19 protein-coding genes are annotated in these 20,359 nt (G+C 66.8%); 12 read left to right on the top strand and 7 right to left on the bottom strand.

What is annotated here, in order from left to right; translation table 11 throughout:
* Nucleotides 1-18 precede the first annotated feature (18 nt).
* The gene (gene nrdR / locus ACEN9N_RS07760) at nucleotides 19-462 is read left to right on the top strand and encodes a transcriptional regulator NrdR (RefSeq protein ID WP_007836918.1); all 444 of its coding nucleotides are present in this window, start codon (nucleotides 19-21) and stop codon (nucleotides 460-462) included.
* 23 nt (nucleotides 463-485) lie between these two features.
* On the opposite strand, the gene ACEN9N_RS07755 is transcribed toward nrdR, so the two are convergent.
* From ACEN9N_RS07755 to ACEN9N_RS07730, 6 genes are all read right to left on the bottom strand, one after another.
* Nucleotides 486-950: a type IV pilin protein gene (locus ACEN9N_RS07755; protein WP_495655806.1), complete on the bottom strand. Its 465-nt coding sequence runs from the start codon at nucleotides 948-950 to the stop codon at nucleotides 486-488.
* A gap of 20 nt (nucleotides 951-970) precedes the next feature.
* On the bottom strand, nucleotides 971-4,360 hold the full coding sequence (locus ACEN9N_RS07750) for a PilC/PilY family type IV pilus protein (RefSeq protein WP_495655805.1): 3,390 nt from the start codon (nucleotides 4,358-4,360) through the stop codon (nucleotides 971-973).
* 21 nt (nucleotides 4,361-4,381) lie between these two features.
* Complete coding sequence (locus ACEN9N_RS07745) at nucleotides 4,382-4,996, bottom strand: pilus assembly PilX family protein (RefSeq protein ID WP_495656359.1); 615 nt, start codon at nucleotides 4,994-4,996, stop codon at nucleotides 4,382-4,384.
* A gap of 146 nt (nucleotides 4,997-5,142) precedes the next feature.
* Nucleotides 5,143-5,955, bottom strand: a complete 813-nt coding sequence (locus tag ACEN9N_RS07740; RefSeq protein WP_413335406.1) for a PilW family protein — start codon at nucleotides 5,953-5,955, stop codon at nucleotides 5,143-5,145.
* Nucleotides 5,952-6,503: a type IV pilus modification protein PilV gene (pilV, locus tag ACEN9N_RS07735; RefSeq protein WP_495655804.1), complete on the bottom strand. Its 552-nt coding sequence runs from the start codon at nucleotides 6,501-6,503 to the stop codon at nucleotides 5,952-5,954. Before pilV ends, ACEN9N_RS07740 begins: the two co-directional genes overlap by 4 nt.
* Nucleotides 6,497-7,024 (bottom strand): GspH/FimT family pseudopilin, encoded by a 528-nt coding sequence (locus tag ACEN9N_RS07730; RefSeq protein WP_495655803.1) that lies wholly within the window; start codon nucleotides 7,022-7,024, stop codon nucleotides 6,497-6,499. Before ACEN9N_RS07730 ends, pilV begins: the two co-directional genes overlap by 7 nt.
* Before the next feature lie 192 nt (nucleotides 7,025-7,216).
* Here ACEN9N_RS07730 and ribD point away from each other — a divergent pair, with 192 nt between their 5' ends.
* From ribD to ACEN9N_RS07675, 11 genes are all read left to right on the top strand, one after another.
* The gene (ribD, locus tag ACEN9N_RS07725; protein ID WP_495655802.1) at nucleotides 7,217-8,332 is read left to right on the top strand and encodes a bifunctional diaminohydroxyphosphoribosylaminopyrimidine deaminase/5-amino-6-(5-phosphoribosylamino)uracil reductase RibD; all 1,116 of its coding nucleotides are present in this window, start codon (nucleotides 7,217-7,219) and stop codon (nucleotides 8,330-8,332) included.
* Between the two features lie 55 nt (nucleotides 8,333-8,387).
* Entirely contained in the window at nucleotides 8,388-9,050 is a 663-nt protein-coding gene (locus tag ACEN9N_RS07720) for a riboflavin synthase (protein ID WP_413316162.1), read from the top strand.
* Nucleotides 9,047-10,201, top strand: a complete 1,155-nt coding sequence (gene ribBA / locus ACEN9N_RS07715; RefSeq protein WP_056592274.1) for a bifunctional 3,4-dihydroxy-2-butanone-4-phosphate synthase/GTP cyclohydrolase II — start codon at nucleotides 9,047-9,049, stop codon at nucleotides 10,199-10,201. The genes ACEN9N_RS07720 and ribBA overlap by 4 nt, the downstream gene beginning before the upstream one ends.
* Before the next feature lie 6 nt (nucleotides 10,202-10,207).
* On the top strand, nucleotides 10,208-10,669 hold the full coding sequence (ribH, locus tag ACEN9N_RS07710; protein WP_007837976.1) for a 6,7-dimethyl-8-ribityllumazine synthase: 462 nt from the start codon (nucleotides 10,208-10,210) through the stop codon (nucleotides 10,667-10,669).
* Nucleotides 10,666-11,211, top strand: coding sequence for a transcription antitermination factor NusB (gene nusB, locus ACEN9N_RS07705; protein WP_495655801.1), 546 nt, complete (start codon nucleotides 10,666-10,668; stop codon nucleotides 11,209-11,211). The genes ribH and nusB overlap by 4 nt, the downstream gene beginning before the upstream one ends.
* The gene (locus ACEN9N_RS07700; RefSeq protein ID WP_495655800.1) at nucleotides 11,208-12,404 is read left to right on the top strand and encodes a pyridoxal phosphate-dependent aminotransferase; all 1,197 of its coding nucleotides are present in this window, start codon (nucleotides 11,208-11,210) and stop codon (nucleotides 12,402-12,404) included. The genes nusB and ACEN9N_RS07700 overlap by 4 nt, the downstream gene beginning before the upstream one ends.
* Nucleotides 12,401-12,859 carry a tol-pal system-associated acyl-CoA thioesterase gene (gene ybgC / locus ACEN9N_RS07695; RefSeq protein ID WP_007837970.1) on the top strand — a complete coding sequence of 153 codons (459 nt, stop codon included), beginning with the start codon at nucleotides 12,401-12,403 and terminating at the stop codon, nucleotides 12,857-12,859. Before ACEN9N_RS07700 ends, ybgC begins: the two co-directional genes overlap by 4 nt.
* Nucleotides 12,856-13,575, top strand: a complete 720-nt coding sequence (tolQ, locus tag ACEN9N_RS07690; RefSeq protein WP_007837969.1) for a protein TolQ — start codon at nucleotides 12,856-12,858, stop codon at nucleotides 13,573-13,575. Before ybgC ends, tolQ begins: the two co-directional genes overlap by 4 nt.
* Before the next feature lie 14 nt (nucleotides 13,576-13,589).
* Complete coding sequence (locus ACEN9N_RS07685) at nucleotides 13,590-14,027, top strand: ExbD/TolR family protein (protein ID WP_007837968.1); 438 nt, start codon at nucleotides 13,590-13,592, stop codon at nucleotides 14,025-14,027.
* A gap of 3 nt (nucleotides 14,028-14,030) precedes the next feature.
* On the top strand, nucleotides 14,031-14,945 hold the full coding sequence (gene tolA, locus ACEN9N_RS07680) for a cell envelope integrity protein TolA (RefSeq protein WP_495655799.1): 915 nt from the start codon (nucleotides 14,031-14,033) through the stop codon (nucleotides 14,943-14,945).
* Nucleotides 14,946-15,048: 103 nt separating this feature from the next.
* The gene (locus ACEN9N_RS07675; protein ID WP_413316300.1) at nucleotides 15,049-16,779 is read left to right on the top strand and encodes a peptidoglycan D,D-transpeptidase FtsI family protein; all 1,731 of its coding nucleotides are present in this window, start codon (nucleotides 15,049-15,051) and stop codon (nucleotides 16,777-16,779) included.
* 27 nt (nucleotides 16,780-16,806) lie between these two features.
* Here the strand turns inward: ACEN9N_RS07675 and dnaE are convergent, their stop codons facing one another.
* On the bottom strand, nucleotides 16,807-20,325 hold the full coding sequence (gene dnaE, locus ACEN9N_RS07670; protein WP_007837965.1) for a DNA polymerase III subunit alpha: 3,519 nt from the start codon (nucleotides 20,323-20,325) through the stop codon (nucleotides 16,807-16,809).
* Nucleotides 20,326-20,359: the final 34 nt, after the last annotated feature.

Raw genomic sequence — 20,359 nt, 5'->3', positions numbered from 1 at the left:
CCCGGAAGACCTGACCGCATGAAATGCCCTTTTTGCGGTCATCTTGAAACGCAGGTCGTCGAGACCCGCGTTTCGGAAGACGCCGACTTCGTGCGCAGGCGCCGCCAATGCAGCGCCTGCGACAAGCGCTTCACCACCTACGAGCGGCCCGACGTCAACTTCCCCGTGGTGGTCAAGAAGGACGGCAGCCGCGCCGACTTCGACTCGACCAAGGTGCGCGCCTCGATGATGCTGGCGCTGCGCAAGCGCCCGGTGAGCATCGAGCAGATCGACAACGCCCTGCTGCGCATCGAGCAGAAGCTGCTGGCCAGCGGCCTGCGCGAAATCGACTCGACCAAGGTGGGCGAGCTCGTGATGCGCGAACTCAAGAAGCTCGACAAGGTTGCCTACGTGCGCTTCGCCTCGGTGTACCGCAGCTTCGAGGACGTGGACGAGTTCAGGCAGTTGCTGCGCGACATCTGAGGCGCCCCGCGCGCGGGGCCGCCTCAGCGGTTCCAGCAGGCTTGTACCTGCGCATTCGAGGCGCTGGTCTGGCCAGCCGCCAGCTTGACGCCCTGATGGTTCACCGTGAGCGTTCCGCACTCGTCGGCGGTCGATGCGCCTTGCGGCACGGCTTGCAGCGTGTAGGTGGTCGCGGTTCTCGCGGCATAGCCGATGGCGTAGTTCGCCGTGCCGGACGACGGCGCCTGGTCGAGCCCGGCCGGCAGCGCAACGGTTGCCGGGGGATATTGACCGTTGGCCGTCAGGTAGCGCTCGGTCCATTGCGCGGCCTGCAGCAGTTGCTGCTTGGCATCGGCCCGCTTCGCCCGCAGCACATAGCGCCCGTAGCTCGGGTAGGCAATCGCGGCGAGGATGGCAATCACTGCCGTCACGATCATGAGTTCGACCAGCGTGAAGCCGCGCGAGCGGATCCGGCCATTGTGGGTCTGCGCTTCGGGATATTTGTTCATGGGTAGGGTCCGCTGCGCCGTCAATTCCACGAGATCAGGTTGCGCCAGCCGAAGCGGCGCACGGCTTGCGGCAGGTCGGCTTCGTTGCAGCCGCCGGCTGCATTGCAGATCACGTGCTTGCCTGTTTCATCGGCCTTCTGAGGCCGCAGGACGAGGTCGTCCCGGCCTGAACGGTTCCGGAAGCCGAGGTAGGCACCTGCCGTGCCGGTGGACCCGTTGTAGGCGATGCCGTCGGGGATGGCGCCGCTGAAGAAATCGATCACCATCGACCAGCCGTCGTCGCCGGTGCCCGGCGCGCAGTCGAGCGAATTGCTGGCGGAGCCGGGAATGGTGGTCGAGAACAGGCCTGCGCTGCCGCTCAGCGCATCGCCTGGATAGACCATGCGCTCCCCGGTGGCGCCGAACTGGAGATACCAGCCGCGCTTGGCGCTCGCACCGCTGTAGCTCACGCTTTGGCTCGACGCGGTTCGATATTCGGCATCGCCTTCCTTGACCGTATCGACGCCGATGGTCTGTGCCACCAAGTCGGTCAGCGCCGCGGTGCCCGTGCTGCCGTTGGCGCGGTCCCAGACGCCGTACAGGTATTGCGCGGCGGTGCTGCTTTCGTCGCCGGAGACAAACAGCCGGCCGGTGCCGAACATCACCATGTAGCCGCCGCGCGGATGGTCGACGACCAGCGGCGCGGCAGTGATCGGCTGCGTGGCGCCGGCGGCGAACAACGGCACGCCGTCCAGGCTCGATGCGGCAGCCTCCGAGCCCATGGTGGCCTTCCACTTGGTGCTGTCGGCATCGCTCAGGTCGAACTTCCAGAGGTTGCCGAGCAGGTCGCCGGCGTAGACATAGTCGACCTTGCCGTCGCCATTGCGGTCCACCACCTGCGGCGCCGAGAGCCCATTGCCGGCGCCCGCGGCCTGCGCGGCGGGAGCCGGGATCTTCAGCACCGACTTGTCGCCGTCGAGATACTGGATCCACAGCATCGCCTTCTCGCTCGTGCTGTTGTAGCCATTGCCCAGGATCACGGCCCTGCGGCCGTTGTTGAGCGACGCCACCTGCAGCGCGCGCTTGGAAAAGGAATCGAGCGCGGGTTGCTGGAACTGGTGGCCGAGGTCGTCGTCGGCGAGCGCGGTCGTGTCGATCAGGGCCACATCTGCGGCGTTGGTCTCGCCGATGTTCTCGGGCTTGGTGACGTCGAGCACGAAATAACCCTTGCCGCCCGCCCCCAGAGTGCCCACGAGGAAGGACTTCCACAGCGCGGCCTTCTCGGTATCGGTGGCCGTGGCGTTGGCGGCCGAACCCATGTAGATGTCGGCCACGAACGGACTACCGTCGACGTAGTACCTGTGCGAGTAGGTGGGTTCGCTGAGCTTCTTGAGTTGGGGCGCCGCCGCCGAGCCGTAGAGGCCCTCGGGTACATAGGCGAACGCTTCTTCGCCGGTGCCGGCGAAGAAGGCGTGCAGCATGCCGTCGTTGGCGCCGACGTAGACCATCGGCGCGCGGGCGATGGTCGAAGCGAATTTGGCATAGCCGTCCTGGGTGAAGCCGCTCCGGGGCTGCCCCGCGTACATGAGGCTGGAGCCCACGATGTCGCCCAGCACGTGGCCACGCCTGCGCAGGTTCAGGCCGGTACCCTCGTTCCTGCGATCGCCGCGCAGGAAGTCCAGGACTCCCCGGCCGAGCGTTTCGCTCGCGGTGTCGGTGCCGGTGCTGCCCTTGAGCGCCGCCTTCTGCGCATCGCTCAGGCTGGCCCATCGGAACGGCACGCCGGAACCGGTGGTCGCGGCATGGGTTGGCGCCGCCGCGGTGGTGCCGGAGAAGCTCAGCACCTTGCGATTGCTGTCGTGCGCGCCCGCCACGGCCATGCGTGCATCGAGCAGTTCGCGCGCTGACCACGCGGGCGTGGCGGCCGGCTTGCCGTTGCTGCCGAACGGCGTGGCCGTCAACTTGCCCGACCAGTCGGCCGTATCGTAGCCGGCCTGGTAGGCCGCCGTGGCTGTCGAGGTCCTGGAGCTGCTGGCCGCAATCGAGGTCAGCGGGGTGCTGGTGTTGAACAGGATCTGCGCCAGGATGGACCTGAAGGCATCGCCGAGTGCCTGCGCGTTCGAGGCCGGCGTGAAGGTGCCTCGGCTGTTGAGCGCGGCGTGCCAGAGGTCCATGCGAACGGCGGCGGCGTTGGATGTCTTTTCATGCCAGTAACCAACGGCACTGCCGGAGTTCCAGTTCATGAAGCCGTTGTAGCCGTCGGCCGTGGAGGTGGTTGCCAAGGTGTTCGCCAATGGGTCGGACCAGGTCATCGAGCCGTCCACCAAGCTGGCATAGTCTCCACTGTAGGTGGGCTGCGACGCGCCCGTCGTAATGGCCGGCGCACCCGTCCAGGACGAGGCAGCGCCAAAGCCGATGGTGTGGGTGGTCAGGTGCTGCCAGGTGGCGGGATCGTTCTTGGGGTTCCAGTACTCGGGGACTGTCGCCGTTCCTACGGTCGCGCTGCCAGGCTCGGCAACGACCTTCTTGAGGTTGTCCGAGATGCCGGACTGCAGGTCGCTGGCCCAGTAGTGAAAGGCCATGTCGGCCAGTGTGGGCCGATATTCCGCCGTCGGCCTCCAGCCGCCGTTCGCGTCCTTCACCCAGTTGAGGCCGCTGTTCACCGCGCCTGCGTCGTCCTTGTAGGGAGCCCGTGGTACATAGGCCACGGCATCGGGCAAGGCGCGGCTGGTTCCATCCGCATTGCCGATGGCCGGCATGCTGAGTGCCGCCGGATCCGGGTTGAAGCCGAACAAGTTGTAGTCGCCGTCCGTCATGAAGATGTGGAAGGACTTGCGGCAGCTCGACTGCGTCGCGCCCTCCACGCCCGGGTCATCCGAATAGGGACTGAATCGGCCTGTCGTCTTCATGTATTCGCCGGCGCGGGTCATCATGGCGTGCAAGGGCGTTCCGCCACCCGCGGCCAGTGCATCGACCCAGGTCATGAAATTGGCGCGCTGCGCGTCGTCCAGCGAACGCATCAGATTCGCATTGGCGCGGCCGTTGACGAGGCAATTGCCGGCCCGATAGATGCCAGCCGCGGTGTCGCCGAAGAAACCGACGCAGCTGTTGTCCTTGTTGTTGTTCATCGCCTGCCAGGAGAGGCGGATCCGGTCGTTGGGGATGTTGGACGCCGAGAAGTTGTCCCTGAGCGCGGTCTTCAGCGCTTCCATCCGGGTGGGCGTTCCGGCTGGTGGTGCCCAGCTTCCGTCCGACGCCTGCGACGACCACGCCATGCTGCCCGAGTTGTCGACCGACACGATCACGTTGGGCGCCGGTTCCTTGATCGCGGTGTTGCGCGGCTCTTGCGCCAGCGGGTATTGCACGGCGTGGCCGGCGGACTGCGCCAGCATCAGCCCGCACAGCACGGTGTTCCTGGAAAACAGATTCATGTTCATAGTCCCTCGCCGTGCTCAGTTGACTTTCCTGACCGCATCCGGGTCGAAAGACTCCTGCAAGACAACCCGCGTGCCGCCGGCCGTGCTCGCAGTGCGCGCGCCGGTGGAAACCGCAGTGATCCGGTACAGCGGCTCGCCGCCGCGCGGTCGGTCGATCACCTCGATCCAGTACCTGGCGCTGGCCAGTGCCGGGCTGCCGGCATCCGGTGCACCCGTGAATCGCCCATAGGCGGCGTGCTGGTCCACATACGCGGAACGGGCCCAGAACTGATAGGCCTCGCTGCCTGAAGCGGCATTCACGGAATCGGCCCCGGCGAAATAGCAGATGCCCCGTTCGCAGCTGTTGGCGCCCCTTCCCACGTAGGCGGTCACCCAGCCCGTGTCCCGGTCTGGGAAGACGCGACCGTCCGCGGCCTTGCGGCAGGGCGACACTGCGAGCGCGGAGCACTTCACGTAGGTCTGGGTCGCGGCATCGAACGCCAGTTGCCGGATGTCGCGCTCCGCATCCAGCAGCGCGGCTTCGGCGGCCTCGAAGGCGCGCTGGTATTCGCGCTGGTTGCCCGCCATCGATTCGAGCAGTTGGGCCATTCGCGCGCCTCCCACCGCCAGCAGCGCCGAGAGCAGCAGCATGATGAGCACGATGAACAGCGAGAACCCCCGGTGCCGCGCTGAGCATCTGCCAGAAACACCGCGGAACCGGCTTTGCCGGGCCGCTGGTGCTGCCCCCCTGCAGGGGGTTGGCGAAGCGACACGAAGTGCGCAAAGACTGGGGGTAGTCATAGATTCCGCAGTGCGAACACCGCCGTGTAAGCGCGGCGCAGCCTGCCGTCGCTGCTGGCTCGCAACGAACCATCGCAATCGACGTAGCTGCCGCCCGGGTTGCTCGTTGAAGTGCCCGCGAGCTGCAGACACACGCGCACCGAGCGGACCTGATCGAAGCTCCCCACGTTCGCGGCCGTCACGTAGCGCACCAGCCGTTCACCTCCCACATCGCCGATGCCGTACATGACGTCGAAGCGCTCGACGCCGTCGATGATCGGCTGCGGCTTGTTGCCGTTGCCGCTGCCCTCGCAGCGCAAGGTACCGTTCACCACCGAGAACTCACTAGTGATCAAGCGCACGTTTCCGGCGTCCGCCGGATTGGCGGGCTTGTACGCTGCACCCGTCGAACCCTTGGCTTGCTGCCCGAGGCAGTCCTTGAAGTAATCGGGGTTCGGTGCATAGCCGACCTTCAGCGTGTCGTTCACCGAACCGACGGCCGCCTCCTGCCCCTTGACCGCGAAGAAGGACGGCTCGCTCGCGAGCTTGGTGTCGACGTCCGCATCGACATTGAAGTAGTACCGCGACCCCGTGGCATCGATCGGGAAGTAGCCAGCCTGCCGGATCTGCTGGCCCAGCAGCCTGAACGCCAGCGCCGACGATTGGTGCAGCACGTTGACGTCGTCGCCTGTCTTGGCGGTGCTGCGCGTCCCGAGCATGCTGGCCATGGCGGCGAGCACCACCAGCATGCCGATGATCAGCGCGACGAGGATTTCGACCAATGTGAAGCCGGCCTGCTGCAGGCGATGAGCGAAGGTCTTGTTGTTCATGGCTGGGGCACCGCGACGATGGCTTCCTGGCAGGCCTTGCCGGTCGGGCAGCTCCAGGCCGAATCCGGTGCGATCGGGTTGACGGCGGCGGGCTCGTCCCAGGCAATGTGCACGAACAGCAAGCCCCCCGCGGCCTTCCTGCTCTGCACGTTCGCCGCCCCGCCCGGCAGCGCACCCGCCACCCTGCGCTTCCAGTTCCACAGATCGTGGGCCGCCAGCTGGGGGGGCGTGCAGCTGGCCGTGGCCCCCGCGCAGGATGGGTCAGGTTGGCTGGCGCTCGCCGCCGACCAATCGGCGACATAAGGACTGCTGGACACGGCGCCCGCCACCGGGTTCGCGCGAATGCGATCGGCCATGTCGCCGGCCAACTGCACGGCGATGTTCTGGTTGTTCGCGCCCACGCTGTCGGAGAGCACGCGCAGCTGGAAGCCGGCCAGTGCAAGCAAGCCGAACGAGAGCACGAGAACGGCCACCAGGGCCTCGATCATCGAGAAGCCTGCCTGCGTTCGGCGCAGCTTGCGCGGCGCGCGAATCGAAACGCTCAGCATGTCCCGCCCCCCTTCACCAGCCGAATCCGCCAGCCGAGCGAGATGCACACGGCAATGTCGTTGGATGAACCCGTGCTTCCCACGGGACGGAAGTCGACACGGGCGACGCTCGAAAAATGGCCGATGGGGTCGAAGGCCATGGATCCGAGGGCACTTTTCTCGACCGCAACGCGCGCGTCGGGGTCTTGCCGCCGAACGATCTCGAACCCGGTGCCACTGCCGACCACCGTTTCCCAACCGCAGCTCCAGTCTGCGCCGGTGCACTCCGCGCGCTGCCGGATGGTCACGACCTGTCCGCGACGCACCGCCTCCGAGCGCGCGTGACTCACGCTCGCCATCAACGCCGAAGCCATGCCCTCGACGCGATACTTCTCGATCAGGCTGTTGAAGCTGGGCAGGGCCAGTGCCAGCAGGATGGCCGTCAATACGATGACGACCATCATTTCGACCAGCGTGAAGCCGCGTGGCGTTCCGCGTCGGCGCAGGTGTGCCTGCACGGACGTGCAGAATCCGTTTTTCATGTTGTACCGTCCGCTGCCTCGCCATTTGGCTGGGGCCGCGGACGTTTCTCCCTGACTGCAATTTTTGGAAATTCTATTGTCGAATTCTTATTGATCGCCTATTGATCGACAGACGGTCAAAACAAACAGATCAACGGATCGGCAGACTCAATTGTTTTAAATTGATTCCCCAATTAATTTGAATTAACAAAAATGACAAATGCAAATTTCATGGCCCATGCGCTGGACCTCGCGCGCCAGGCCGGCCCGGAAACCGATCCCAATCCGCGCGTCGGCTGCGTGCTGGTGGACGCGAATGGCGGGGTGATCGGCCAGGGCTACACCCAGCGGGTCGGCGGCTCGCATGCCGAGGTCATGGCGCTGAGCTATGCCGCGGCACGGGGCCATTCGGTCGCGGGTGCAACCGCCTGGGTCACGCTCGAGCCCTGCGCTCATCACGGCCGCACCGGCCCGTGCTGCGATGCACTGGTCGCGGCAGGCATCGGCCGGGTCGTTGCATCGCTCGCCGATCCCAACCCGCTGGTCGCTGGCCAGGGCTTCGAGCGGCTGCGCGCTGCGGGCGTCGAGGTCGAGGTGGGGCCCGGCGCAGCTGAAGCGCGAGAGCTCAACATCGGCTTTTTCAGCCGCATGGTCCGCAAGACACCCTGGGTGCGGCTCAAGGCCGCAGCCTCGCTGGACGGCAAGACCGGCCTGCACAACGGCGTGAGCCAATGGATCACGTCCGAACCGGCGCGCGCCGACGGCCATGCATGGCGTGCGCGGGCCAGCGCGGTACTGACGGGCGTGGGCACGGTGCTGGAAGACGATCCCCGGCTCGACGTGCGCCTCGTTGAAACCACGCGCCAGCCGCACGTGGTGGTGATCGACAGCCAATTGCAGACCCCGCCCGACGCAAAGCTCTTCTTGCCCGGCCGCGCTGTCTGGATCTACGCCGCGGCGCAGGACGGCTCGAAGGCCGCCGCCCTGGAAGCGCGCGGCGCCATCATCACCTTTCTGCCCAATGCGCAGGGCAAGGTCGATCTGGCGGCGATGCTGCGGGATCTCGCCCGGCGTGAGGTCAACGAGCTCCACGTCGAGGCCGGCCACAAACTCAATGGTTCGCTGCTGCGCGAAGGCCTGGTCGACGAACTGCTGGTGTATCTGGCGCCGAAACTCATCGGCGATGGCCTCGGCATGGCGTCCGGCATTCACACGGGCGGCCCGCTGGCCGACCTGGCAGGTGCGCTACCGCTCGAATTCCGGACCTTCGAGCGGATCGGGCCGGACCTCCGGATCGTGGCCCGGGTGGCCGGAAGGGATGCTTTCTAGCGGGCGAATGCGAGCGTCCGACGGCCGGACCCAGGATGTCTGCGAAAATGCGCGGATGTTCACCGGAATCATCACCGGCGTGGGGCGCATCGCCGCCATTCACGACCTCGGCACCTCCTCCTCCTACGGCAAAAGACTCAGCATCGCGGCGCCCGACGGCTACCTCGATGACGTCGGCCTCGGCGACAGCATCGCGCTCAACGGCGCCTGCATGACCGTCACCACGCTCGCCCCCGAGCGACAGCAGTTCACCATCGACATTTCAGCCGAGTCCCTCGACAAGACCGCGGGCCTGACCGACGAAGGCAGCCGCATCAACCTCGAGAAGGCGCTGCGCGCCAGCGACCGCCTCGGCGGGCACATCGTCTCGGGCCACGTGGACGGCATCGGCCGCGTGAGCTTCTTCGAGCCCGTCGGCGAGAGCTGGGAGCTGCGCATCGTTGCGCCGCAGGCGCTGGCCCGCTTCCTGGCGTACAAGGGCTCGATCACCATCAACGGCGTGAGCCTCACGGTCAACAGCGTGAAAGACATCGCCGAAGGCGCCGAGGTCAGCATCAACCTGATCCCGCACACCGTCGAAAACACCTCGCTCGGCAGCCTGCAGGCCGGCTCGAAGGTCAATCTCGAAATCGATACCGTGGCGCGCTACGTGGAGCGCATGCTCCAGGCCGGCGTGCTGGTGCCGCCCTCCACGTATTCCAAGGACACAGCCGAATGAATGCCTCCGTCACGCCGATCGGCGCCCCCCGCGCCGCGCGCGCTCCTGCCCCCATCTCCCCGGTCGAGGAGATCGTGGCCGAGCTCGCCGCCGGCCGCATGGTGATCCTGGTCGACGAGGAAGACCGCGAGAACGAAGGCGACATCGTCATCGCGGCCGACCACATCACGCCCGAAGCCATCAACTTCATGGCGCGCCATGCACGCGGCCTGATCTGCCTCACGCTCTCGCGCGAAATGTGCGAGCGGCTGCAGCTGCCGCCGATGGTCCAGCGCAACGGCGCCAAGCACTCGACCGCGTTCACAGTTTCCATCGAGGCGGCCGAAGGCGTGACCACCGGCATCTCCGCCGCCGATCGCGCCCGCACCGTGCAGGCCGCCGTGGCGCCCAACGCCGTGGCCGCCGACCTGGTGCAACCGGGCCACATCTTCCCGCTGCAGGCGGTGGACGGCGGCGTACTGATGCGCGCCGGCCATACCGAAGCCGGCTGCGACCTGGCCGCCATGGCCGGCTGCTCGCCCGCCTCGGTAATCTGCGAAGTGATGAACGAAGACGGCACGATGGCCCGCCTGCCCGACCTGCAGATCTTCGCGGCCGAGCACGACATCAAGATCGGCACCATCGCCGCGCTGATCGAGCACCGCAGCCGCGTCGAATCGCTGGTCGAGAAGGTCGGCTGCCGCGAGATCCAGACCAATTGGGGTGCCTTCACTGCCCACGCCTTCATCGACAAGCCCAGCCGCGGCGTGCACCTCGCGCTGGTGCGCGGCAAGTGGGCGCCGGAAGACACGGTGTCGGTTCGCGTGCACGAGCCGCTCTCGGTGCTCGACGCGCTCGAAATCAACCGCCCGATGCACTCGTGGAGCCTGGACGCCAGCCTCTCGCACATCGCAGCCGAGGGCAAGGGCGTGGCCGTACTGCTGAACTGCGGCGAAACCGCCGGTGAATTGCTTGCGCAGTTCGACGGCACCGCGCGCCCCGCGCAAGCCCCCGAGCGCGGCCGCATGGACCTGCGCAGCTACGGCATCGGCGCGCAAATCTTGCGCGAATGCGGGGTGCACAAGATGAACCTGCTGGGCACGCCGCGCCGCATGCCGAGCATGGCAGCAGGCTACGGCCTCGAAATTGCCGGCTACCTCACGAAAGACTGAACGACCATGCAAGGTTCAAACAAGGGCGAGACGACGCTCAACGGAAAGGGACTGCGCATCGGCATCGTGCAGGCGCGCTTCAACGCCGACATCACCGACGCGCTGGCCTCGGCCTGCCTCTCGGAGCTCGAGGCACTGGGTGTGGCTGCCAGCGACATCCACCACCTGCAGGTTCCCGGCGCACTCGAAGTGCCCGTGGCCCTGCAGGCGCTCGCCGAGCGCGGCGGCTACCACGCGCTCATTGCGCTGGGCTGCATCATCCGCGGCGAGACCTATCACTTCGAACTCGTGGCCAACGAATCGGGCGCGAGCGTGAGCCGCGTCGCGCTCGACTACCGCCTGCCCATCGCCAACGCGATCCTCACCACCGAAAACCTCGAGCAGGCCATCGCGCGGCAAACCGACAAGGGCCGCGACGCAGCCCAGGTCGCCGTCGAGATGGCGCAACTGCTGGCCACCCTTTCATGACCGAAGACACCTCCAAGCCCCTCAAGTCCGCTGGCGCCAAGCCGCGCCAGTCGCGCGTCGGACTCACCAGCACCGGCGCGCGCAAGGCTTCGGCCAAATCGAACCGCAGCCGCGCGCGCGAGTTCGCGCTGCAGGCGCTCTACCAGCACCTGGTGGGCCGCAACGACCCGACCGACATCGACCATTTCACGCGCGACCTCGCGGGCTTCCACAAGGCCGATGCGCTGCACTACGACGCGCTGCTGCACGGTTCGATCGAAGGCGCCGAGCAGCTCGACGCGCTGATCCGCCCGTTGCTGGATCGCAAGTTCGAAGAGATTTCGCCCATCGAGCACGCCGTGATGTGGATCGGCGTGTACGAGTTCCAGAACTGCCCCGACGTGCCATGGCGCGTGGTGCTCAACGAGTGCATCGAACTCGCCAAGGAATTCGGCGGCACCGACGGCCACAAGTACGTGAACGCCGTGCTGAACGGCCTGGCGCCGCAGCTGCGTCCGCTCGAAGTGGAAGCCGACCGCGCTTCGGGGAAAGCCAAGGCATGAGGATCTCGACGCGCGCACAGCGCATCGAGCCCTTCTACGTGATGGAGGTGGCGAAGGCGGCCGGTGCGCTGGCCCGCGAAGTGGCCCATACCGACCGGCCGATGATCTTCCTGAACATCGGCGAACCCGACTTCACCGCCCCGCCGCTGGTCCAGGAAGCCGCAGCCCGCGCCGTGCGCGCCGGCGCCACGCAGTACACACAGGCCACCGGCCTCGACCACCTGCGCGAACGCATCAGCGGTTGGTACAAGCAGCGCTTCAACGTCGACATGCCGGCCCGGCGCATCGTCATCACGGCCGGCGCCTCGGCCGCACTGCAGCTGGCCTGCCTCGCGCTGATCGAGTCGGGCGACGAAATTCTCATGCCCGACCCGAGCTATCCGTGCAACCGCCACTTCGTGAGCGCGGCGGACGGCAAGGCCGTGCTGGTGCCGACCACGGCCGAAGAGCGCTTCCAGCTCACGGCCGCCAAGGTCGAGGCCGCCTGGACCGACAGGACGCGCGGCGTGCTGCTGGCGTCGCCCTCCAACCCGACCGGCACCTCCATCGCGCCCGCCGAGCTGCGCCGCATCCACGAGGCGGTGTCGCAGCGCGGCGGCATCACGCTGATCGACGAGATCTACCTCGGCCTCTCGTACGACGACGCATTCGGGCAAACCGCACTGGCCATCGATGACAACGTCATCAGCATCAACAGCTTCAGCAAGTACTTCAACATGACCGGCTGGCGGCTCGGCTGGCTGGTGGTGCCCGAGGCGCTGGTGCCGGTGGTCGAGCGGCTCGCGCAGAACCTCTTCATCTGCGCCAGCACGGTGTCGCAGTACGCGGCGCTCGCCTGCTTCGAGGCCGAGAGCATCGCCGAGTACGAACGCCGCCGCGCCGAATTCAAGGCGCGCCGCGACTGGTTCATCCCGCAGCTGAATGCGCTGGGCCTGAACGTGCCCGTGGTGCCCGACGGCGCCTTCTACGCCTGGGCCGACTGCACCGGCTTCGCCGAGAAGCTCGGCATCTCCGGCAGCTGGGACTTCGCCTTCGAAACCATGAAGCGCGCCCACGTCGCTGTCACGCCCGGCCGCGACTTCGGCACGGCGCAGACAGCGAAGTTCGTGCGCTTCTCCACAGCCAGCTCGATGGCGCACCTGCAGGAATCCATCGAGCGCCTGCGGGCGATGGCAGAGAACCGGGCCCAATGAGCTACGCGTTCCCGATCCGCGTCTACTGGGAAGACACCGATGCCGGCGGCATCGTGTTCTACGCCAACTACCTGAAGTTCATGGAACGCGGCCGCACCGAGTGGCTGCGCTCCCTGGGCGTCGAGCAGCACAAGCTGCGCGAGGAAACCGGCGGCCAGTTCGTGGTGAGCGAAACGCAGCTCAAATACCATCGCCCCTCGCGGCTGGACGACGAACTGCTCGTTACAGCCGATCTTCAACAATTGGGCACGGCGTCGTTGATAATCGGCCAGCGCGTGCTATCAAAAACAGAGCAAGAGCGAACAGATGCCTCGGCGCCTGTCCTGCTGTGCGAAGGCACGATCCGCATCGGCTGGGTGGACGCCGCCACGTTGCGTCCCGCACGCATTCCGAAGCAAGTGACGGGAACCCTCGAGCGCTACAGCGGCTCCATGACACAACCTTTCAAGCCATGAACCAAGACCTCTCCATCATCAATCTCCTGCTCCATGCGAGCTTCGTGGTTCAACTGGTCGTGCTGCTGCTGGTGATCGTCTCGATCGCCAGCTGGGCCGCGATCATCCGCAAGTACTTCGCGCTGCGGCGCATGCGCGCCCTCAACGACGACTTCGAGCGCGAGTTCTGGTCAGGCACCAGCCTGAACGAGCTGTTCGCCTCGGCCGCGCAAAACGCCAAGTTCGCCGGCCCGATGGAGCGCATCTTCGCCTCCGGCATGCGCGAGTACCAGAAGCTGCGCGAACGCCACGTGAGCGACGCCGCCACGCTGCTAGACGGCGCCCGCCGCGCCATGCGCGCGAGCTTCCAGCGCGAGCTCGACGCGGCCGAGCAGAACCTCTCGTTCCTGGCCACCGTGGGTTCGGTGTCGCCGTACGTCGGCCTGTTCGGCACGGTCTGGGGCATCATGCACGCCTTCACCGGCCTCGCGGCCCTCGCCCAGGTGACGCTGGCCACCGTAGCCCCCGGCATCGCCGAGGCGCTGGTGGCCACCGCCATCGGCCTGTTCGCCGCCATTCCCGCGGTGGTCGGCTACAACCGCTTCGCCCGCGAGATCGACAAGATCGCCATCGCCCTCGAGACCTACATCGAGGAGTTCTCCAACATCCTGCAGCGCAACCTCTCGGCCAACCCGAACGCGGGCGCTGCATCGTCGGTGGCTCCGGCCAACCGCTGAGCGAGGCGCAACGCATGCCCGCCGTTTCATCCCGGGGCCGCGGCCGCCGGACGATCAACGAGATCAACATGGTCCCGTTCATCGACGTGATGCTGGTTCTGCTGATCATCTTCATGGTCACCGCGCCGCTCATCACGCCGAGCGTGATCAACCTGCCTTCGGTCGACCGCGCCAACAAGCAGCCCGACAAGCCCATCGAGATCGTCATCAAGAGCGAGGACGAAGTGCAGATCAAGAAGGACCCGTCCACCGGCACGGGCGGCACCTCGATCCCCATGAGCCAGATCGGCTCGGCCGCCAAGCAGGCCCAGGGCGGCGACGACCAGCGCCCGGTGGTCATCAGCGCCGACAAGTCGGTGAAGTACGAAACCGTCGTGAAGGCGATGAACCAGCTCAAGAAGAGCGGCGTCGAGCGCGTGGGCCTGTCGGTCACGACCACGGGCGGCAAATAAGGCATGTCGCTCGCACTGGATCGCCCCGAGTTCGCGCCGCCGCCGCAGCGCGGCACGCCGCGCGCCGTCGTGCTGGCGCTCATCGCGCATGCGCTGCTGATCGCGGCGCTCACCTGGGGCGTGCGCTGGCGCAGCGATGCCGACGAAGGCGCGGTCGATGCAGAGCTGTGGTCGTCCACGGTTCAGCAGGCAGCGCCTCGCCTGCAGGCGCCGCCGGCACCCACCCCGGTTCCCGCGCCGCCGCCGCCGGCCCCCGCACCGCCGCCCCCGCCTGTTGCCAAGGCCCCCGAGCCCGCGCCCGCACCCAAGGCCCCCGACATTGCCCTGGAGCGCGAGAAGAAGCTCAAGGAGCAGAAGGAACAAAAAGAGCGCGAGCTGGAGCAACAGCAGCAGAAGAAAAAAGAGCTCGAAGCCAGGCAGCGCGCCGAGGACGAAGCCGAGCGCAAGAAGGAACAGCAGAAGAAGCTGGCCGAGCAGAAGAAGCAGCAGGAAGCCGAGGCCAAGCAGGCCGAAGCCAAGAAGGCCGAGGCCGCCACGAAGCAGGCCGCCGCCGACCGTGCCGCAGCGCTCAAGCGCATGCAGGGCCTGGCCGGTGCGAGCGGCAGCGACGATTCGAAGGGCACGGCCCAACGCTCTTCGGGGCCTTCGAGTGGCTACGCCGGCCGCATCGCCGCTGCCGTGCGCCCGAACATCACCTTCCCCGATGCCGAAACCGTGAACGGCAACCCGGCGGCCGAGTTCGAAGTGAGCCTCGCGCCCGACGGCACCATCGTCGGCGTCAAGCTGAGCAAATCAAGCGGCCTGCCTGGCTGGGACGACGCGGCCGAGCGCGGCCTGCGCAAGACCGACAAGCTGCCGCGCGACACCGACGGGCGCATCTTCCCATCGCTGATAGTGTCACTGCGGCCCAAGCGCTGATTCCTGCCGGTTCCGGGCGATCTTCTCCAAGGCCACCCGGAACTCCTCGGTTACCGCACTGTCTACCCGCGCACAACAACAGCCGGGTCCACGCCCGCACAAGATGACCCCCAACGGCCGCATCCGCTACGGCAGCAGTCCGCTGCTCGCCAGCCCCACACCCGTGTGGCGCAGCAAGTTCATCGTGGCCAGCATCGCCTTCGGCTTCGTGCTGCTGGCAAGCCGGGCCGCCTACGTCCAGATCTTCAACAACGATTTCTTCCAGCACCAGGGCGAGGTGCGCTACCAGCGCACGCTGGAGCTGCCGGCCAACCGCGGCCGCATCCTCGACCGCAACGGACTGATCCTGGCCTCCGACATTCCGGCGCCCAGCATCTGGGCCATTCCCGAGGACATCGAGCGCGACGACCCCGAGGTGCAGGCCAAGCTCAGGCAGGCAGCAAAGCTGCTGGGCATGCCGCAGAAGGATTTCGACAAGAAGCTCGAGGACGAGGACAAGACCTTCGTCTGGATCAAGCGCCAGGTCGATCAACCGGTCGCCAAGGCGGTCGCCGCGCTCGACATCAAGGGCATCTACCTGCGCCGCGACTATCGCCGCCAGTACCCAGAAGGCGAGGCGGCGGCGCACCTGGCCGGCTTCACCAATGTGGAGGACATCGGGCAGGAAGGCGTGGAACTCGCGTTCAACCAGGAGCTGGCGGGCAAATCGGGCTCGCGCCACGTACTCAAGGACCGGCTCGGCCACATCGTCGAGGACACGGAGGACCAGGTGCCGCCGACCGACGGCCATGACATCCAGCTGAGCATCGACGACCGCGTGCAGTTCGTGGCCTACGAGAAGCTTCGCGACGCGGTCGTCGCCAACAAGGCCAGGGCGGGCAGCGTGGTGGTGGTCGATGCGCGCACGGGCGAGCTGCTGGCCATGGCCAACTACCCGAGCTACGACCCCAACGACCGCCGCAAACTCACGGGCGAACAGCTGCGCAACCGCGCGATGACCGACGTGTTCGAGCCCGGTTCGACGATGAAGCCGATCACCGTCGCCACCGCGCTGCAGTTGGGCCGCGTGACGCCCAAGACCATCATCGACACCAACCCGGGGCGCATCACCGTGTCGGGCGCGACCATCCACGACGACGAGAACTTCGGCGTGCTGACGGTCGAGGGCGTGATCCAGAAATCGAGCAACGTCGGTGCCACCAAGATCTCGCAGCGCATGACGGCGCAGGAGATGTGGAACTCGTTCACCGCCGTGGGCCTGGGCCAGAAGCCGCAGACGCCCTTCCCCGGCGCGGTCAGCGGGCGCCTGCGGCCCTGGAAGTCGTGGCGGCCGATCGAGCAGGCCACCATGTCGTATGGCTACGGCCTTTCGGCGTCGCTCTTCCAGATCGCGCATGCGTACACCGCGTTCGCGCACGGCGGCGAGGTCATTCCTGTGAGCCTCCTGAAAAGCACCGGCACCGAGCCGCCCGGCGTGCAGGTGTTCTCGCCGCAGGTGGCGAGCGAGGTGCGCCAGATGATGCACTTGGCGGCCGCGCCTGGCGGCACCGCGCCGCTGGCGCAGACCGAGGGCTACTCGGTCGGCGGCAAGACAGGCACCGCGCACAAGCAGGTCGGCAAGGGCTACGCGAGCAACAAGTACCGCGCCTGGTACACCGGCATGTCGCCCATCGACAAGCCACGCATCATCGTCGCGGTGATGATCGACGAACCCGGCGCGGGCAAATATTTCGGCGGGTTGGTTGCGGCGCCGGTGTTCAGCCAGATCGTGCAGCAGACGCTGCGCGTCATGAACGTGGTGCCGGACCTCGCGGTGGCGCCGATGGCGCACTGACGACGCGCCCTTCACCCCCGCTCGGGCTCAGTCGTAAACGATCTGCGCCTTGCCGGCTTCCGCCTGCGCGGTCCAGCTGGCCAGCGCCGCATCGGTCGGGAAGAACTTGGCGCGCTCGCCCAGCTGCAGCTCGACCTGCGCACCGCCACGCGCCATCGAAAGCCGCACCGGCAGGCCCTGGATCAGGTCGCCGACCTCGGACTGCTCGGTGCGCGGCGGAAAGTCTTTCAGCAGGCGCGCGATGTCCGGTGCCTTGCCGTTCACCGCCACGCGCAGGAACTTGCCGAAGCGGCAGCGCGCGGTGGCCAGGTCCCACACCTGCTGCACCTGGAAGCGCGCCTCGAAACCGCCGCGCGCGGGCTGCAACCGGCCGCTGACGATGACCAGCTCGTCGTCCTTCAGCGTGTTGCGGTTGGCGTTGATGAGTGCCTCGTCGGCCGTGGCGTCGATCGAGTCCGACTTGTCGTCGAGCTTGAAGATCGCCAGCCGGCCGCGCTGGCCGTTGATCACGCGGAAGTCGCTCACGATGCCGGCAATGACCTGCTGGTCGCGGCTGTCGAGCAGGTCGCCGATCTCGCGCTTGCAAAAGCGCCGCACCTCGTGCGAGACCTCGTCGAACAGGTGGCCTGACAGGTAGAAGCCCACGGCCGTCTTCTCGAGCGTCAGCCGCTCCTTCACGCCCCAGGGCGTGGCGTCGACGAGGTCGGGCTCGGCGGTGGCCGAGCCGTGCTCCGCGTCGCCGAAGATGTCGACCTGCGCCGCATTGGCCGCCGTGGCGTTGGCGAATTCGAAGGCGCGATCGACCGAGGCGATCAGCGACGCGCGGTTCTGCTGGATCGCGTCGAACGCGCCGGCCTTGATGAGCGCCTCGACCGTGCGCTTGTTGATGCGCTGGCGGTCGATGCGCACGCAGAAGTCGAACAGGCTCTTGAACGGCCCCCCCTCTTCGCGCGCGCGCACCACGGCCTCGACCGCGAGCTGGCCCGTGCCCTTCACCGCGCCCAGGCCGTAGCGGATGATCTTGTTGGTGACCGGCTCGAAGCGGTAGTTGCCGCGGTTCACGTCCGGCGGCTCGAAGGTGATGCCGAAGTTCTTCTGGGCGTCCTCGAACAGCAGCTTGAGCTTGTCCGTGTCGTCCATTTCCACGGTCATATTCGCGCAGAAGAACTCGGCCGTGTAGTGGACCTTGAGCCAGCCCGTGTGGTACGCCAGCAGCGAGTAGGCGGCGGCGTGCGACTTGTTGAAGCCGTAGCCCGCGAACTTCTCCATCAAGTCGAAAATTTCATCGGCCTTGTCCTGGACGATGCCGTGCGTTGCCAGTGCGCCCGCGCGGAATTTCTCGCGGTGCTCGGCCATCTCCTCGAGCTTCTTCTTGCCCATCGCGCGGCGCAGCAGGTCGGCGCCGCCGAGCGAGTAGCCGCCCAGGATCTGCGCGGTCTGCATCACCTGCTCCTGGTAGACCATGATCCCATAGGTCTCCGACAGCATCTCGGCCACGGCCGGGTGCGGGTACTCCACCTCTTCGCGGCCGTGCTTGCGCGCCACGAAGCTGGGAATCAGGTCCATCGGGCCCGGACGGTACAGCGCGTTCAGCGCGATCAGGTCTTCGAGCCGTGTCGGCCGCGCGTCCTTCAGCATGCCCTGCATGCCGCGGCTTTCAAACTGGAACACGGCCTCGGTCTTGCCGTCGGAGAAGAGCCGGTAGGTGGCCGCGTCGTTCAGCGGGATGTTCTCGAACGCGAAGTTCTCCTGGCCCTTGTGGCGCTTCATGATGAACTCGCGCGCGATCTCCAGGATGGTGAGCGTCGCCAGTCCCAAGAAGTCGAACTTCACGAGGCCGATCGCTTCGACGTCGTCCTTGTCGTACTGGCTCACGGCCGATTCGCTGCCGGGCTGCTGGTAGAGCGGGCAGAAGTCGGTGAGCTTGCCCGGCGCGATGAGCACGCCGCCCGCGTGCATGCCGATGTTGCGGGTCATGCCTTCGAGCTTCTGCGCGAGCTCGACCAGCATCTTGACTTCTTCTTCCTTCTCGATGCGCTCCGCGAGCTGCGGCTCCATCTCGATGGCGTAGTTGTTCTTGTCGCCTTCGATCTTCTTCTCGGGCGGGTACTGCAGCGTGACCGACATGCCCGGCTTGTTCGGAATCAGCTTGCTGATGCCGTCGCAGAACATGTAGCTCATGTCGAGCACGCGGCCCACGTCGCGGATGGCCGCGCGCGCAGCCATGGTGCCGAAGGTGGCGATCTGGCTCACGGCGTTTCGGCCGTACTTGTCCTTCACGTAGTCGATCACGCGGTCGCGGTTGCCCTGGCAGAAGTCGATGTCGAAGTCGGGCATCGAGACGCGTTCGGGGTTCAGGAAACGTTCGAACAGCAGCTTGTATTCGAGCGGATCGAGGTCGGTGATCTTCAGTGCGTAGGCCACCAGCGAACCCGCACCCGAGCCCCGGCCGGGGCCCACCGGGCAGCCGTTGTTCTTGGCCCACTGGATGAAGTCGCCCACGATCAGGAAGTAGCCCGGGAACCCCATGTTCAGGATCGTGTTGATCTCGAACTCCAGCCGCTCGACGTAGCGCGGGCGTTCGGCCTCGCGCCTGGCCTCGTCGGGAAAGAGATGCTTCAGGCGCTGCTCCAGCCCGTCGAACGATTCCTGGCGGAAGAAGTCGTCGATCGGCATGCGCACGCCTTCGCTGATGAAAGGCGTCGGGAAGTCCGGCAGCTGCGGCTTGCCCAGCACCAGCGTCAGGTTGCAGCGCTTGGCGATCTCGACCGTGTTGGCCAGCGCGCTCGGCACGTCGGCGAACAGTGCCTGCATCTCGGCTGTCGACTTGAAGTACTGCTCTTCGGTGAACCGGCGCACCCGGCGCGGGTTGCCAAGAATTTCGCCTTCGGAAATGCACACGCGCGCCTCGTGCGCCTCGTAGTCTTCGCGGGCAGCGAACTGCACGGGGTGCGTGGCGACCACCGGCAGGTGCAGCCGGGCCGCCAGCTGCACCGCGGCGATCACGTGCGGTTCGTCTTCAGGCCGGCCCGCGCGCTGCAGCTCGATGTAGAAGCGATGCGGGAAGATGCCCGCCAGCCGCAGTGCCAGCTCGGCCGCGCGCTCGCCCTGCCCCTGCAGCAGCGGCTGCCCCAGCGGCCCGGCCTGGGCGCCGGAGAGTGCGATCAGCCCGCCCGCCAGCTCCTCGACCCATTCCATCTTGCAGGCCGCCTGCGACTGGCCCCGGCCCACGTTCTGCGTCCAGGCCCGCGCCAGCAGCTCGGACAGGTTCAGGTAGCCTTCCATGTTCTGCACCAGCAGCACGATGCGGGTGAGCACGCCGGGCTCCTTGCCCAGCCCTTCCACGAACACTTCCGCGCCGATGATGGGCTTGACGCCCTTGCCACGGCCCTGCTTGTAGAACTTGACCGCGCCGAACAGGTTGTTCAGGTCGGTGATGGCCAGCGCGGGCTGCTTGTCGGCAGCGGCGGCCTTGATGACTTCGTCGATTCGGTTGGTGCCGTCGACGACGGAAAACTCGGTGTGCAGGCGCAGGTGAACAAACATCCTTTCATTGTAGAAAGCGCCGCCTCCACGATGT

This window comes from Variovorax sp. Varisp46 (assembly GCF_059491885.1).
Note: the sequence above shows the minus strand (reverse complement) of the source record. Positions and strands in the feature narration are given on the sequence as shown.